This window comes from Acidisarcina polymorpha (assembly GCF_003330725.1).
GTDB classification, from domain to species: domain Bacteria; phylum Acidobacteriota; class Terriglobia; order Terriglobales; family Acidobacteriaceae; genus Acidisarcina; species Acidisarcina polymorpha.
The window spans coordinates 693,968-707,657 of sequence record NZ_CP030840.1 but is presented as its reverse complement, the minus strand read 5'-3'; the positions used below and the strand labels follow the sequence as shown (position 1 = coordinate 707,657).

General features: G+C 56.9%; 13 protein-coding genes. 8 read left to right on the top strand and 5 right to left on the bottom strand.

Annotated elements, in window-relative coordinates:
* Positions 1 to 5 precede the first annotated feature (5 nt).
* From ACPOL_RS03140 to ACPOL_RS03130, 3 genes are all read right to left on the bottom strand, one after another.
* Positions 6 to 1,358 (bottom strand): ParB/RepB/Spo0J family partition protein, encoded by a 1,353-nt coding sequence (locus ACPOL_RS03140; protein WP_236657194.1) that lies wholly within the window; start codon positions 1,356 to 1,358, stop codon positions 6 to 8.
* Between the two features lie 82 nt (positions 1,359 to 1,440).
* Complete coding sequence (locus ACPOL_RS03135) at positions 1,441 to 1,854, bottom strand: DUF6908 domain-containing protein (protein WP_114205768.1); 414 nt, start codon at positions 1,852 to 1,854, stop codon at positions 1,441 to 1,443.
* Positions 1,854 to 2,771 (bottom strand): ArdC-like ssDNA-binding domain-containing protein, encoded by a 918-nt coding sequence (locus ACPOL_RS03130; RefSeq protein WP_114205767.1) that lies wholly within the window; start codon positions 2,769 to 2,771, stop codon positions 1,854 to 1,856. Before ACPOL_RS03130 ends, ACPOL_RS03135 begins: the two co-directional genes overlap by 1 nt.
* Before the next feature lie 257 nt (positions 2,772 to 3,028).
* Between ACPOL_RS03130 and ACPOL_RS03125 the strand changes: the two genes are divergently transcribed.
* The 6 genes from ACPOL_RS03125 (at position 3,029) to ACPOL_RS03095 (ending at position 8,756) form a co-directional block, all read left to right on the top strand.
* Positions 3,029 to 4,255: an IS481 family transposase gene (locus tag ACPOL_RS03125; RefSeq protein ID WP_236657193.1), complete on the top strand. Its 1,227-nt coding sequence runs from the start codon at positions 3,029 to 3,031 to the stop codon at positions 4,253 to 4,255.
* A 309-nt stretch (positions 4,256 to 4,564) separates the two neighbouring features.
* Positions 4,565 to 5,626, top strand: a complete 1,062-nt coding sequence (locus tag ACPOL_RS03115) for an IS110 family RNA-guided transposase (protein WP_114205765.1) — start codon at positions 4,565 to 4,567, stop codon at positions 5,624 to 5,626.
* Positions 5,627 to 6,325: 699 nt separating this feature from the next.
* Positions 6,326 to 6,703 carry a hypothetical protein gene (locus ACPOL_RS03110; RefSeq protein ID WP_114205764.1) on the top strand — a complete coding sequence of 126 codons (378 nt, stop codon included), beginning with the start codon at positions 6,326 to 6,328 and terminating at the stop codon, positions 6,701 to 6,703.
* Between the two features lie 48 nt (positions 6,704 to 6,751).
* Positions 6,752 to 7,264 carry a hypothetical protein gene (locus ACPOL_RS03105; RefSeq protein ID WP_150132888.1) on the top strand — a complete coding sequence of 171 codons (513 nt, stop codon included), beginning with the start codon at positions 6,752 to 6,754 and terminating at the stop codon, positions 7,262 to 7,264.
* Between the two features lie 69 nt (positions 7,265 to 7,333).
* Positions 7,334 to 8,095, top strand: a complete 762-nt coding sequence (locus ACPOL_RS03100) for an AbiJ-related protein (RefSeq protein ID WP_114205762.1) — start codon at positions 7,334 to 7,336, stop codon at positions 8,093 to 8,095.
* Positions 8,073 to 8,756, top strand: a complete 684-nt coding sequence (locus ACPOL_RS03095) for a hypothetical protein (RefSeq protein WP_150132887.1) — start codon at positions 8,073 to 8,075, stop codon at positions 8,754 to 8,756. Before ACPOL_RS03100 ends, ACPOL_RS03095 begins: the two co-directional genes overlap by 23 nt.
* 40 nt (positions 8,757 to 8,796) lie before the next feature.
* Here ACPOL_RS03095 and ACPOL_RS03090 read toward each other — a convergent pair whose 3' ends face one another.
* Both ACPOL_RS03090 and ACPOL_RS03085 read right to left on the bottom strand, forming a co-directional pair.
* Positions 8,797 to 9,189, bottom strand: coding sequence for a hypothetical protein (locus tag ACPOL_RS03090; RefSeq protein ID WP_114205760.1), 393 nt, complete (start codon positions 9,187 to 9,189; stop codon positions 8,797 to 8,799).
* Position 9,190: 1 nt separating this feature from the next.
* The gene (locus ACPOL_RS03085) at positions 9,191 to 10,198 is read right to left on the bottom strand and encodes a ParB N-terminal domain-containing protein (RefSeq protein WP_114205759.1); all 1,008 of its coding nucleotides are present in this window, start codon (positions 10,196 to 10,198) and stop codon (positions 9,191 to 9,193) included.
* A 1,210-nt stretch (positions 10,199 to 11,408) separates the two neighbouring features.
* On the opposite strand from ACPOL_RS03085, the gene ltrA reads away from it, so the two are divergent.
* Entirely contained in the window at positions 11,409 to 12,710 is a 1,302-nt protein-coding gene (ltrA, locus tag ACPOL_RS03080; RefSeq protein ID WP_236657192.1) for a group II intron reverse transcriptase/maturase, read from the top strand.
* A gap of 352 nt (positions 12,711 to 13,062) precedes the next feature.
* A complete protein-coding gene (locus ACPOL_RS03075) occupies positions 13,063 to 13,623 on the top strand; it encodes a hypothetical protein (RefSeq protein WP_150132886.1) in 561 nt (186 codons plus the stop codon).
* The last annotated feature ends 67 nt before the right edge of the window (positions 13,624 to 13,690 follow it).

The window sequence follows — 13,690 nt, the reverse complement described above, 5'->3', positions numbered from 1 at the left end:
CGCAGTTACGTTTTGCTGACGCCTCCATCGTCGCGCTTCTGGCGGATGCCGTGCTGACGCGCCAACATCTCGACGCGGTTCTCGTCCATGACGCTTACCAGCCTTTCGAGGATGAAGAGCAGGTCACGCTTCAAGAGGCGAACGGGAACGGTGGCGCTCACAGCGGCAAGAACACGGAGTCCGGTCGAGTTCGCAATGGCTTGCTCCTTGCGCTGCTTGTCCTGCTCGGCCTTCCACTTCTCATCGCTGCGGTTGGTTGGCTGCTTCGGATGATGGACGGGGCAAGTGGGATTGGCACACACTTTGTGGATGGTGCCAACGTCCGCACCTTCGGTGATGATGGCCTCGGTGGTGAACTTGCACACTTTGAACTCGGGCCGCTTGGCGTCGTCTTTCGATTTCGGCTTGTCGTCCCGAATGGCGGTGTACTTGTTGCGGGGCAATACGGGGCTGCCTTCTTTCTGGCCACCATAGGCTGTGCTGATCTGCACCAGTTCCGGTTTCGCGGCGACGGTCTGCGCGACGTGCGCTGAGACTTTGGCAGCGTAGCAATTTGGATCGGTACAGCGGTCACCCTGCCTTCCAAGGTCATCGCCAAACAGCAGCTTGTTATGGCCTGTCCGCTTGGGGCAATCGGCACAACTGCCAGCGGTCGGGATAAGCTGCGCGTCCCGCTTGTTGAACGGCGCATCTTTCAGGACTAACAGGATATTGCTGTCAATCCAGAATTGCAGGTTGCGGACGGGCAGCAGGATACGGGCGGGATTCGATCCGCCGTTATAGACCTCTTTGAAACAGACTTGGAGCGCGGCTTCCTGCTGGTCGGCGGGCAGCTTCGCCAACAGCAGAGCATGGCCTACACCGATTTCATCGGCATAGAACGCATCGACTGCTGCCGGTACAAGGTCGGACAATTTCAACCTCGAAGCCACGAAGACAGGAGATTTTCCCACCTTCGCCGCAATTTGCTCGATGCTGTACTTCGGGTCTTCTAAGTCCAGCAATGCGCGGAACCCCTGCGCTTCTTCCATCGGGTGGATTTCCGACCTGACAAGGTTCTCCACCAATTGAGCTTCTAACGCGGCTGCATCGGAGAGATGAACGATGCGGACGGGCACGGTCGGGACTTCGGCCATCTGCGCGGCGCGGTAACGCCGTGCTCCAGCGATGATCTCGAAGCCATTATCAGTGAGAGGACGAACCAACAAGGGCGAGAGTACGCCCTGGGTACGGATGGACGATGCAAGTTCTTTCAAGGCAACTTCTTCGAAGGTGCGGCGGGGATTGGTCTTGGACTCACTCAGCAAAGCGAGGGTTACGTTGCGGTATTCGGTGGCATTGACGATCTGCGTTTCCATGATGGTGTGCTCCTTTCGAGCGGTTGAAGGTGAAAGGTCGCGGAGCGGACCCACACTGGCTGTTCCGCTCCAAGGGAGCGGACTAGCCACGAATGCACTTGACCGTGAAAGCGTCTGCGAATCTCTGCAAACGCAGGTTGTTATCCCACGTCTTTGCGAATTGCTGGTGCTGCTCATGCAAAGCGATCAGGTGGACATAGTTGCCGCGCACGATGTTGCGGCTCCACTGCTCCACGCCGAGATAGTCGTTGCGAAAATAGAATGCGGACAGGTGCGGGCCTGCCGCCATGCCAAGCTCGAAGCACATCTCCGGGTCGCGCATGAGGTCGCCGTTCTGTTCGCCGTAGTGCGCGACGGACAGAGCGGGGAGTCCCATCGGGCCGGACTCGTCCATCGCTTCGATGACAAGCTCCATGTACGGGACGTTGTCGATCTTGAGATACAGGCCGGGGTGCCACCCTCCGGCCATCTTGAGGATTTGAAGGATGGTTTGCATTACGCCACCTTCGCCAGTTCTGCATCGGGCATCGTTTCTGCGGCTGCGGACGATTCCAATGCGGCAAGGATGACAGCGGAGGTCTGCTGAATGACCTCCAGCGACTCAATCAGCAACGAGGCGTTGCCATGATAGAGACTGATGTAATCGGCACTCGCGGTTCCGGCTTCCAGTCCTACGGCTTTGCCGACAACAAACGCAATGGCCTCGGCCTCTGTTTCGCGCACTACCTTGGTTGTGGTGGTTCGCCGCTCGGCCTTGTGCAACATTTCATGCGCCAGCTCATGGAGCAAAGTCGCGAAGGTTTCGGCCTTCGATTGTCCCGGCAGGATGGCGATGCGTCCCCCGTAACTCATGCCAAGCGCGGGAGCGATGTTCTCGGTATAGACAAGCTCGATGCCCTGACGTTCGATGAACGAAACGAGACGGTCGTGGTTCTCTCCCACGTCTCCGTACACCTCGCGCATCGCGGGAAGCTCGACGCCTTCGGTCTGCTCCACATCGAAGACATAGGCATTCCGAAAGCCAACAAGGACGCGGGTATTTTGCTTGGTGATGTCCTTCTCGGCCTCTTCATCGCGCTTGCGCTTGATGCCGATGATGGGAGCCAGAATGCGGATGCCCTTCTCGCCCTTCTTCACGCGGCGTCCTAACTGGTTCCACGCATACATGCCCGCGACTTTCGTGGCTGTCGGGCGCTGTCTCGCGATCTCCAGGACATTGCCAAAGGAATACGAATGAAAGCGGCTCATCGCGTTCAGGTAGGCGGTGAGTGCGTCCGAGTGTCCGGCCTCCAGTTGCTCGATGAGGCTCTGGACATTGGCGGCGATCATCTCTTTCGCTGTTTGCCGTGGCTGCGGCTGTTTGGGGTTTTGCGTGGACGGGGTGACGGTGGGGGTGGTGGCTACGCTGCTCATGGTGTGTCTCTCCTTTACGGTTGCTTTTGCTTTTCATGCCATGCGTGGCATGTACCTACATGCCGAACGCCTCCTGGCGAAGGCGGGGCGGCAAAGCGCAAGGGGAGGGGTATCTCCCATCCGGAGCAAAGCGGAGGACGAGCGAAGCGAAGGTCTGCACAAGCGCAGCGCGGAAGACTGTTGGGAAACCCCTTGCGCTGCGCCAGGGCAGAGCCCGGAGCGTACTGAGCACTTGGTTTACAGATCAGACCGGAGACATGGTTTACACCTTGTCGGAGATCGGCGGTTTCGTCGCTTTGGCCTTTACGCACGATGATGCGTTCATGCCTTGGAAAGAGATACGTACCGTGGATCAGCGTCTGCAGTTTTTATCGAGTTATCAAAAGGAAGAGATGTCCGTGACCGATCTCTGTCACGAGTACGGCATCTCCCGCCCAACGGCTTACAAATGGATCAAGCGTTACGACGAAGTTGGGCCGGAAGGCCTACTGGATCTGACGCGCAAGCCTCATGGTTGCTCCCATGCGACACCGGCTCAGATCGAAAATGAGATCCTCGCTCTGCGGAAGCGATTTCCATCCTGGGGAGCACGGAAGCTGAAGGCGCCCCTGGAGCGGATGAACCCGAACGTGCCGTGGCCTGCGGCGAGTACGGTGGGCCAGATATTGAGACGCGCCGGGCTGACCAACCCGAAGCGCAAGAAGCGGCGCACGACTCCTTATTCCCAGCCGTTCTCGATGGTGACGGCGCCGAACCAGCTCTGGTGCATGGACTTCAAGGGATACTTCATGACGGGCGACGGGCTTCGCTGCGATCCGTTCACCATCACTGATGCTCACAGCCGGTTCCTGATCCGCTGTCAGGCGGTGACACGCATGGACCTTGCCCAGGTGAGCGCCGTATGCGAGGCGGCGATGCGCGAGTTTGGCGTGCCGGAGCGTATCCGCACTGACAACGGAACGCCGTTCGCCGGAACCGGACTGTTGGGTCTTTCGAGGCTCTCGCTCGCATGGATCAAGCTCGGTATTGTGCATGAACGCATTCAGCCGGGCAAGCCGCAGCAGAACGGCCGCCATGAACGGATGCACCGCACGTTGAAGGAAGATACAACCAACCCGCCAGCGCGGACGCTCACCGCGCAGCAGAAGAAGTTCGACAACTTCCGGGCGACGTTCAACCATGAACGTCCGCACGAAGCCCTCGCGAACGAGACCCCGGGCAGCATCTACGTCCCAAGCACCCGGATGCTGCCGAGTCGTGCCGTACCGTTTGTTTATCCAAAGTCCATCGAGACGCGGCGTGTGAACTGCAGCGGCGATGTAAGTTGGCACAAGGGCCGAGTCTTTATCAGCGAAGTATTCCGCAACGAAGACCTCGGCTTCGAACAGATGGAGGAAGACCTTTATCGCGTCACGTTCCACAACATGGAACTCGGCGAGTTCAACAGCTCGGAGATGCGCTTCCGTCCAGTGCTGCGCGCCTAGCTCGCGCGAACAACAAGCCGTGGAAATGCCAGGCTATGGAAAGCATGGAAAGCCATGGAGCCGGCTTCCCACCCTTGTATGTTGCGTTCAGAGGCGTGACGATAGGTTACGTTTCGGCGGAGAGGCCGTTCCCACCCGAGGCCAGCCTTGCTGAGCCTGATGCGAAGATCGGCCGCCGTCCCTCTCTTTTTATGCTGTGGAGAATCGGAGGCCTTTGGAGCCTGCATGTTCAAGGTCAGCAGAAAGAGGAAGCCCGTGGACGCGGACAGGGACGGCTGCTGAAGCCCATCCTAGTGCCGAAGGAGGTCTATGAGCAAGCAGATCGTTGCTCTTGGTAAGCCCGCAGTTTCAACCGAGAAATACCCAGATCGCCAAGTGAAGAAGTTGTTTTGCGGTATTGATATAGGCGCGGAAACTCTGGCGATTGCAGTGATGGAGGTGGACCATCCGTGGGTGCAACGCGAGTTTGCCAACACCGTTGCGGGACACAAGGCGCTGCTCAACTGGCTGGGAAAGATGAAGGCGCCGGTGCGGGTATCGCTGGAGGCCACCGGCATTTATTCGATGGACCTGGCCTTGGCCCTGGATGCGACCGAGTTTGTGGAGGTAGCGGTGCTGAACCCAAAAAGGGTTCACGACTTTGCGCGGACACTTCGCCGGTCCAAAACGGACTCAGCAGATGCTCAGGTGCTGGCAGAGTTCAGTCTGCGCATGCCCTTTGCAGCCTGGCAAAAGCCCAGTCAAAGCGCCCTCGCTCTGCGCGCCATCAGCCGGCATCTGGAGGCGTTGGTGGTCCAGCAAAGGCGGGAAGGTAATCGCCTGCACGCCGCCGAAAGATCGTTAGCCACGCCGCGCTGTGTGATCGCGGACCTGAAGCGTTCGCTGGCCGGAGTTGACCGGCGCATCGTGAAGCTGCGCCGTGAGGCCCTGACGTTGATCGCCGCTGATGCCCACTTGAGCCAGCGTTTCAGGCTGTTAACAAGCGTTCCGGGCATCGCGGCCGTCAGCGCGTTGCAGATCCTGGGCGAACTGGTCCTGCTGGCCCCAGACATGAAGGTGCGTCAATGGGTCGCGCGCAGCGGGCTCGATCCGGTACACCAAGACTCTGGCACTTCGGTGCATAAACCATCGCGCATCAGTCGCGCTGGCAGTCGCCACCTGCGCCGGGCGCTTTATATGCCGGCTCTGGCCGCAGTGCGTTGGGACCCACATCTAAAGGCGTTCTATGAAGCCTTGCTTGCGCGGCACAAACGCAAACTGCAGGCACTGATCGCGGTCGCTCGCAAACTGCTTCACGCCATCTACGGCATCTTCGGCAGCCAAACTCCCTACGACGGAAGCAAGCTCTTCCCGCATCTGCTGACCATATAAACGCTACAATCGCCTCATCAAGTGAAACGGAAGCGGGCTCTGCTGGGAAGCAACCATGCCGAGGGATAACTTGGTGGGCTCATCCCGACGATGAACCAACAGCCGAGCGGGGATATCCTCGCTCGGCCCAGACAGGCATCGGAGGGAAAGACCCACCATGCCTTGAAAATCCATTCCATCCCCACCGAAAATGCTTGCACTACAAGAGAGAATCTTCCCACAGCCCTTGGAAATCCCTTCGGGATTCCCACATTCCCACCGCTTCGACGACTACGGGTATTCTCTTTAAGACCGGCCAAGCCAGCCGCAAACACTCAACCAGAGCCACTTTCACCGCAAGGGGCTTGTAAAGCATGTCTCCGGTTCAAAATGTAAACGATGTTCCGGTACCCTCAGCCCTCAGCAAGGTTTGGTTTCCTTATGCGTGCGCGTCAGCGCACAAGATTTGTCAGGGACGGCGTTGCCGGCAGGAACGGGCCCGCCAGAGGAAGGAGCAAAGACGCGAAGCGGCTGAAGCGCGGGAGGAGACCTCCTCCCGGTAGCCTGTTGTCCAAGAATGGAAGCGTGGGAGAGAAACTTGTGGAACTGCGGACTCACTCCTTCGCAGAGATAAACTGAAGGCGACAGCGATAGAGGTTGAATGTGAACGGTGCGACGATTGCGCCCTCTGCGCCGCTGCGTACGAGGAGAGTCTCCGCAATGCCGAATCCTTCCAGCTACGTGCACCCGATTCACTTTGAAGATTTCGATGGATTTCAATTCGAGCGGCTGGTATTCGCCTACCATGTGCGGGCGGAACGGTGGCAGACCCTTGAATGGTACGGTCAGGTTGGCGGCGACCTCGGCCGTGATATCTGGGGCATCCGAGAAGACGACGAGAGCGTTTGCATTCAGTGCGTCAATCGACACAAATTGACATTCGCAAAAATTAAGGAAGATCTTGCGAAAGTCCTAAGCGCGCCTCATGGAATTCCAGACCGGTTTCGCGTGGTCGAGCGTGGAACGATCTCAGCGGGCATGCGTGACAAAATCAAGGCCCATGTGCAAGCAGCCGGAGTGAAGCATTGCGATCTTTAGTCTGGTTTGGAGTTCGAAGAGCTCCTTCGCGCACAGACGGAACCTTTGGTGAAACGGTTTGTCGGCGGCGAAATCTTTCCTGATGCCGAAAATCAACTCACGAAGTTTGCTTTGGAGGACAGGACACTAAGCGACGGGGACATCCTTGCTGCAATGGCTAAACTGTTCGACAGGCCAGCCTTCTATACCCCAATCCACCAGGAGAGCAATCTGCCTGACTTTAAGCAGGCGGTCTCAGATACGATTCAGGCTTTGGGTACGGGCATTTGGAAGGCCCGAGACGGACATGTGATCGGTCGCATCGCATCGCGTCACGAACTGAAAGACCCTGGAACCAGCCGCAAGTTGCAGTCGGTCGAGATGGGTCTTGCCCGTCTCCGTGCCGCGTTCGAGGAGATGGTGAAGTCGGGCGACATTCGGCCTTGCGGTTGCAATCTGCCCGAATGTCCGACGTATCAGTTGTCCCCCTCCGCAGCAGATGAGTTGCAGCAACTTCGTGAGGCCGTCTTGAAAGACTTCGAGAGCGCCAATCCAACGTTTCACCGTTCTAGGAAATGGTGAGTGAAACAGCAGATACTGGAGCTACGTTTCGAACTCAAGATCAGATAGTGTCGCCTCGCTGCCGAACCAATGACGATTCCCCTCGATAAACTTCGCGACCAGATAGCCGACACGATCGGAGCGAATGTGTCAGCGCACAACGTACCTACAGTCTGTCAGTCGGTTGGCATTCAGGATGGGGTGCAGGAAGGCGACGCATCCGACGCGTATCGAAGTAAGCGCGCGTATGTAAAGAGACATTTGTTGAAGCGAGATAAGCCCGCTCTTCTCGAGATCGCGGTTAAAGTTCTCACAGAATTCGCTTCTCCTGCTCTTGAGAACACTGTGAGCGAGATGACGACCCATGCAGAACATCGCGTAAGCCAGGTCACACGCAAGGACGTTGTGAAAGCGCTGAACGCCGTAGGCCACCTTTCGGGAGAAAAGGGGCTATTTGCGCTGCTTTCGACTGTGTTCGGCAAAGAAGCCATTGAAGGCAGTGCGTTCAATGTGCTCTTGCAGAGTAGGACCCTCGAACAGGAGATCACGAAACACTATATTGACAATCCAGACTGGGACAACGAGCAGCTACTAATCGAGTGCGGTGCGCTCATTTGCAGTCAAACGACTTTTTTCAAGCTGTTGACTGAGCTTCTCCATCCGATGTCTCGCCGCGGTGATGAACAAGAAGAGGCCGCAAAGCAGATCAATGCTGCGTTACGCCGCGATGGCTTTGAGATGTGCGCGGTGGACTCAGTGTCTGGTTATCCGGTCTACGGAATCGTTCGACTGCAACCCAATGTTCCTGGCGCGATGAAGAACCTAATCTTTGCTTCGATTGGGGAAGCCTGAGCTCGTCTTCATCGACGCCATTAACAACGATGTGAAGATCGTCAAGAACGAAGACAAGATTTTGATCTTCGACCGGCCCCTGCCACCGTCCGGTCAGCTCTTGTGGCGAGACTTGGTGACTTGGTGGCAGCTTCGAGAGGGACTCGAAGACGAAAAAGCAGCGAGTAAGGGTCTTTATCAACGCTTGGCACGATCTGTATACGCTGCAAGTTCGCCGGGAGAATTTGCACTTTTTCGAAAATACTATGAGCTCTTTGGCAAGCGACTGGGTGACAAGCTGCCTGCACTGATCCCGCAGGTATACCTGCACTATGACCCCTACACGAAACGCGAACGGGGCGACGAAGAATTTCTCGCAAGACAGAGAATGGACTTTCTGCTGATGTTGGAAAATCGCGTCCGCATCGTCATTGAGATCGATGGACGCCACCATTACGCAGTCGAAGATATCCGGTCGGGCCAATTTATCGCGAGTTCGGAACTGTATGCAAAGACATGTCTCGAAGATCGGAGGTTGCGGCTCCTCGGCTACGAAGTCTACCGTTTTGGCGGAGGAGAATTTAGCGATACAGATCTGGCGGCGCGTACGATCGGACCAGAATCCGGAGCCAAAGTTTCCAATTTCTTCGAAAAGCTCCTAAAGAAGTATGAGGTGATTTGACCGCAATGAGTTCTATTGTTCAGCCGGAGAGCACTCACTCTTATGTGGCCGGGAAGCTGAGGTCATTGCTGAGCAAGTCGAAGCGTACGAAAAACTCTCGCGATCCCGTTTCTACGCGGAATTCGTCCGCAAGTTCCGAGGGGACAGGGATGAAGATTCTTTTCTTAGTAATTAACGTCGTTGTGGCGAAGCTGCCACCTCCAGCACTCTTTTGCTCCAAGGGGTCGCGCAATTCGATGTCATAGTACAAGCTGAGTTCACCCGTGCTGTTGGTAAAGATGTAGATCACTCGGTGTCCTGCCCAAATGACGCGGGTCGTGTGGGCAGCCCTGAAAAACGGCGATTCGGTCTGCATCAGGCGATCCGATAGTCCCAGAAAGGTACCGAAACCGTTGAGCTGCGGATAGTCTTCGTCGGTCGTGAGGATTTTCATCTCAGAAGAGATATCTTCGCGAAGGATTGGAGGCGTCTTCGATTTTGCTTTTCAGTGACTTGTCCTTGTCGCCCTGGCCGGCAACCGTGAATTTGAGCGAGATCGGAGGGCTGGCGACCTTGGTCAGGTAGTGGTCGACAGAATTTTCCATGAACACGCGCAGCATAACCGCGATCGCGTTGGGAAACGTATCGAGCCGCATTTTCTTCAGCTCGTTGTAGATTTCTTCAGTCTTCGAATTCGTCACGGTCAGGCGGCAGTGCCGCGGCACGATGTTATTCCGAGGCACGGTCCGCTGCGCACGCTTCGCAGCTGCCCTGGGGGCAGGGACAGGAAAATCGCGCTCGGTGATCCCTTCCAGGGGCCGCACCTTGATTTCGACCCCGATTTGCTTGCGGACGGCGGGGGTGGACAACAGGCGGTCCAGCGTCGTCGTGATCGGAAAGCGATCGTCGAGCAGTTCCTTCTGTTCCTCGGACAGCGACGCATGCTGCCGCACAAAATCGAGGGCCTGTAAGGCCGGATCGGCACCACGGAAACGCTTGCCGGCCACGCCCGACCAATCAACGATGCCTTTGCCTTCGTTTTCGCCGCTATGGCGCAGAAGCAGCCAGGGCGCCGCTTCGGTGCGATCGGCGACTTCGAAGCCGTCGATCGGCTCAATTGTGGTTACATCGAAGTTCTCGGCTGCCTTTTCCAAGCGCTTGCGCAGGCCGGGCCGAACATCGAGACCGGTAAGAACCGCAGGGCTGTGCAGGATTTTCAGAGCCAGGGTGCGGCGGTTTCCCTCAAGGACGACGAATTTGCCCTTGCGCTCCGACTTCATCACCAGCAAGCGATCCATCGGGTTCAGGCCGTCTTCGGCGATGCTCTCGGCGAGGATAGCAAGCTTGATATCCTGGTCCTCGATGATGCGCTGCATGACCTCGTACTGGCCTTCCGCCTTGTTAATGCGCGGATTCCACAGATCGAGTTCGAGTTGGTCAATCTTAAGGTTTTTTGTCGCCATAGCTCCGCTTCTAGTCGGCGATTACTGGCCGGTGCTTTTTACGTCAACTAAGAGTAAATGCTCCATGCATACTTTGTGGTGCATTTTTCGGGTAGGCGCACCTGTATCTCTAATCCAGCATTGAGCTTTCCATGGTCCGAGTCAGGCAACTGTCGGAGGGTTCTGGCGAGGGTTTCGAGAGCAGGATTTCGGGCTGTCTTCAGTGCTTTCCAGTGACAATCGTAGTCAACGACGTCATTGGTTTGTTCGGGTTGCGACTACTCGCTGACCTATCACTGCAGAGATCGGGGCGCGATTTGATACGTAACGGCAAACGCGCTGGGGGACCGGAACAGCTATCGAATGGTGCATTATCGCCAATACACTGATCGAGCGGCAGATTAGCAACGGAAACGTTGACTTGTAGGAATCAGCGCTTGATGCTGACCTTTGCTGAACAAAGGCAGAGGTCAAGGCGCATAAGAGTCCAAAATCGCGAGGGTGCCGGCGAGGGTGCTGAAATTTGAAATTCGCGTTTTTCTCAATGTTTTTGAATGCCTAAGGGTGCTGTCGATAGCCATCAACGCCCATGAAATCATTTAGATACAACCAGTTAGCGTAACTGTCACGGCAGAGGTCGGTGCAACTTCCTAACGCTGCCGTGCCTATTTCGAATGTGTGACAAATCGCCGATGCAGTGCGCCGGGATAAACCGGCATGAAGCAGGGAATGCAAGCCTCCTACGAGAAAGGAGTAGCGAACCGCTCGGCCCCGAGTTTTGCGCTGCACACCGCGAGGTGTTCAGCGAAGCGTAAACAGGGGTACAGGTGGGCTGGGTATTGAGCTTCGAAAAGATGCAATCAGGACCCTGACGCTTTTGCATTGGCGGAAGGCTACACGGGCGGGGGCGATATCGCGAGTTCCCGTCCGGTCCTGCGTAGTCGTAGACCCCAGACACGCCTGGAAGCTTCATGCACGAGAACCGGGAGACCTCGGAGACGCCTGCTGCCAGCCAGCAGCAGGACGGCGGGCGAAGGCTTAGGCCGTAATGCCCGCATGAACGTCGCCGAGGAGTCGGACAGCGGTATAGTACCGATGAATCATTCGAACAAAATCGAGCAGTCGATGGCGGAGAGTGAGGAGGGAAGGCCGCTGATCAAGGGGAACATCCATCAGTCCAGCACGCGCCCGACACAGAGCGGGGCACGCGTGTCACAGGGGGCTGGCGGGTGTGCGGAAAGCTGCAAGGGAAAACAAGGAGAGGAAGTTCACCGCTCTGCTCCAACATGTCACGATCGATCTGCTAAGAAGCAGCTTCGGTTCTCTGAAACGCAAGGCGGCTCCCGGCGTGGATGGGATGACGTGGCAGGCGTATGAATCCGGGCTGGAGGATCGGCTTGCCGATCTGCACAGCCGGGTGCATCGCGGTTCGTATCGGGCGCTTCCATCGAGAAGGGTCTACATCGAGAAAGGCGACGGACGGAAGCGTCCGCTCGGGATCGCCGCACTGGAGGACAAGATCATCCAGCACGCAGTGGTCACCATCCTCAACAACATCTATGAGGAGGACTTCCTCGGCTTCTCGTATGGTTTTCGTCCTGGGCGCAGCCAGCATAAGGCGCTGGATGCGTTGTCCTACGCACTCGTGAAAAGGAAGGTGAACTACGTACTTGATGCTGACATCCAAGGCTTCTTCGATAACCTCGACAAAGCGTGGATGATCAAGTTCGTCGAGCATCGCGTTGCCGACCAACGTATCCTGCGCCTGATCCAGAAATGGCTCAAGGCTGGGGTGATGGAGGAAGGGCAATGGTCGGACACGGAGACAGGTACTCCGCAGGGGTCGGTGATCTCACCGCTCCTTGCCAACATCTATCTCCACTATGTGTTCGATCTCTGGGTGGACGTCTGGCGTAAGAAGTGTGCGCGAGGCGAGGTGATCGTCCTCCGCTATGCGGACGACATCGTCCTTGGCTTCCAGTGGGATACGGACGCAGACCGTTTTCGCAAGAGCTTAGAAGAACGGCTGGAAAAGTTCGGACTGGAACTGCACCCGGAAAAGACGCGCCGGATCGAGTTCGGGCGGTATGCCGAACAGAACCGGAAACGAAGAGGGGAAGGCAAGCCTGAGACCTTCGACTTCCTTGGCTTCACGCACATCAGCGGGAAGAACGGGAACGGGTCTTATGCTGTGCGGCGCATGACGATCGGCAAGCGCATGCAAAAGAAGCTGCAGGAGATCAAGCAGCAACTCAGGATGCGCATGCATGATCCCGTGCCTCAGACTGGCGCGTGGCTCAGGTCAGTTGTACAGGGGTACTTCAACTACTACGCTGTGCCCGGAAATCTGGATAGCCTCGGGCTGTTCCGGGAACGCGTGCTTCGTTACTGGGGGCAAGCGCTGAAGCGACGTAGTCAAAGACACCGATACGCCTGGGTCCGTCGTCTCAAGCTGGCTGCACAATGGCTTCCTACACCTCGCGTGATGCATCCCTGGCCCCTTGACCGCTTCGCCGCCACTCATCCGAGATAGGAGCCGCATGCGCTAAGGAGCGCTCGTGCGGATCTGTGCGGGGGGCGATCAGTAATGATCGTCCCTACCGCGACCTCGTTGAGACAACCGGATCACTTCCGAGAAGACTATACGGACCGTCGATGCGTAGACCAGTCGCGGTGCAATTTATTCGAGTGAGATTTATGTTTGGTCCGGGGCTGCGGCTATGGCATTCTTCGAATGTAGTTCGAACCCTCCGAGGTGAATGCCTGTGATCCGCGAAATCTCTGTCATGCCACTGATCCATAAGGCTGCCGTTTGCCTTTCTCTTCTTTGCATCGGGAGTGCAGCCTTCGCTCAACAGCCACGCGAGCTCGTGAGTTGTAAGCCTATGAGCCAGAAGACGGTCGAGAACGGGTGCTGGATTCTTGCGACTCAGCCTCTCGGTGTTCCTGAAAGCCCCGTCTACTGGACGATTGATGTGTTCCCGACAAAGGAGCTTGCAGAGCAGGCGAAAGGAGCGCATGGAACAGTCGTCGAATCGTTGGGCAAGGTCTGGCTCCTCACAATCGGGGAGAAGCCGGAACTTCGTACCTCGGGAACGCGCGTAACACAAATAGGACCTCTCGCCGTCGTGAAGGAACGAAGCTATACCGCGCAATATATGGAGGCAAGTCTACAGCCCGGGATGGTAAGCAAGACCCACCTCCATTCAGGAGTTGAGGCTTTTTATACCGAGAGCGGCGAGACCTGTTTGGAGACTCCGCGCGGAATCCAGATCGGAGGGAAAGGATCGAACATTGTCGTTCCCGAGGGCGTGCCCATGGAACTGACGGCTGTTGGAATAGAGGCTCGACGCGGACTGATCCTCATTCTCCATGATGCATCGAAGCCGCCGACCACCTTGGTAGATACCTGGAAGTCAGAACATCTTTGCAAGTCTGTGAAGTAGGAAAGAGGACAGGACGCAGCTATAGCGCTCATAAGTAAGGGCAAACGCTCTTTGCGGAGGTGATCCA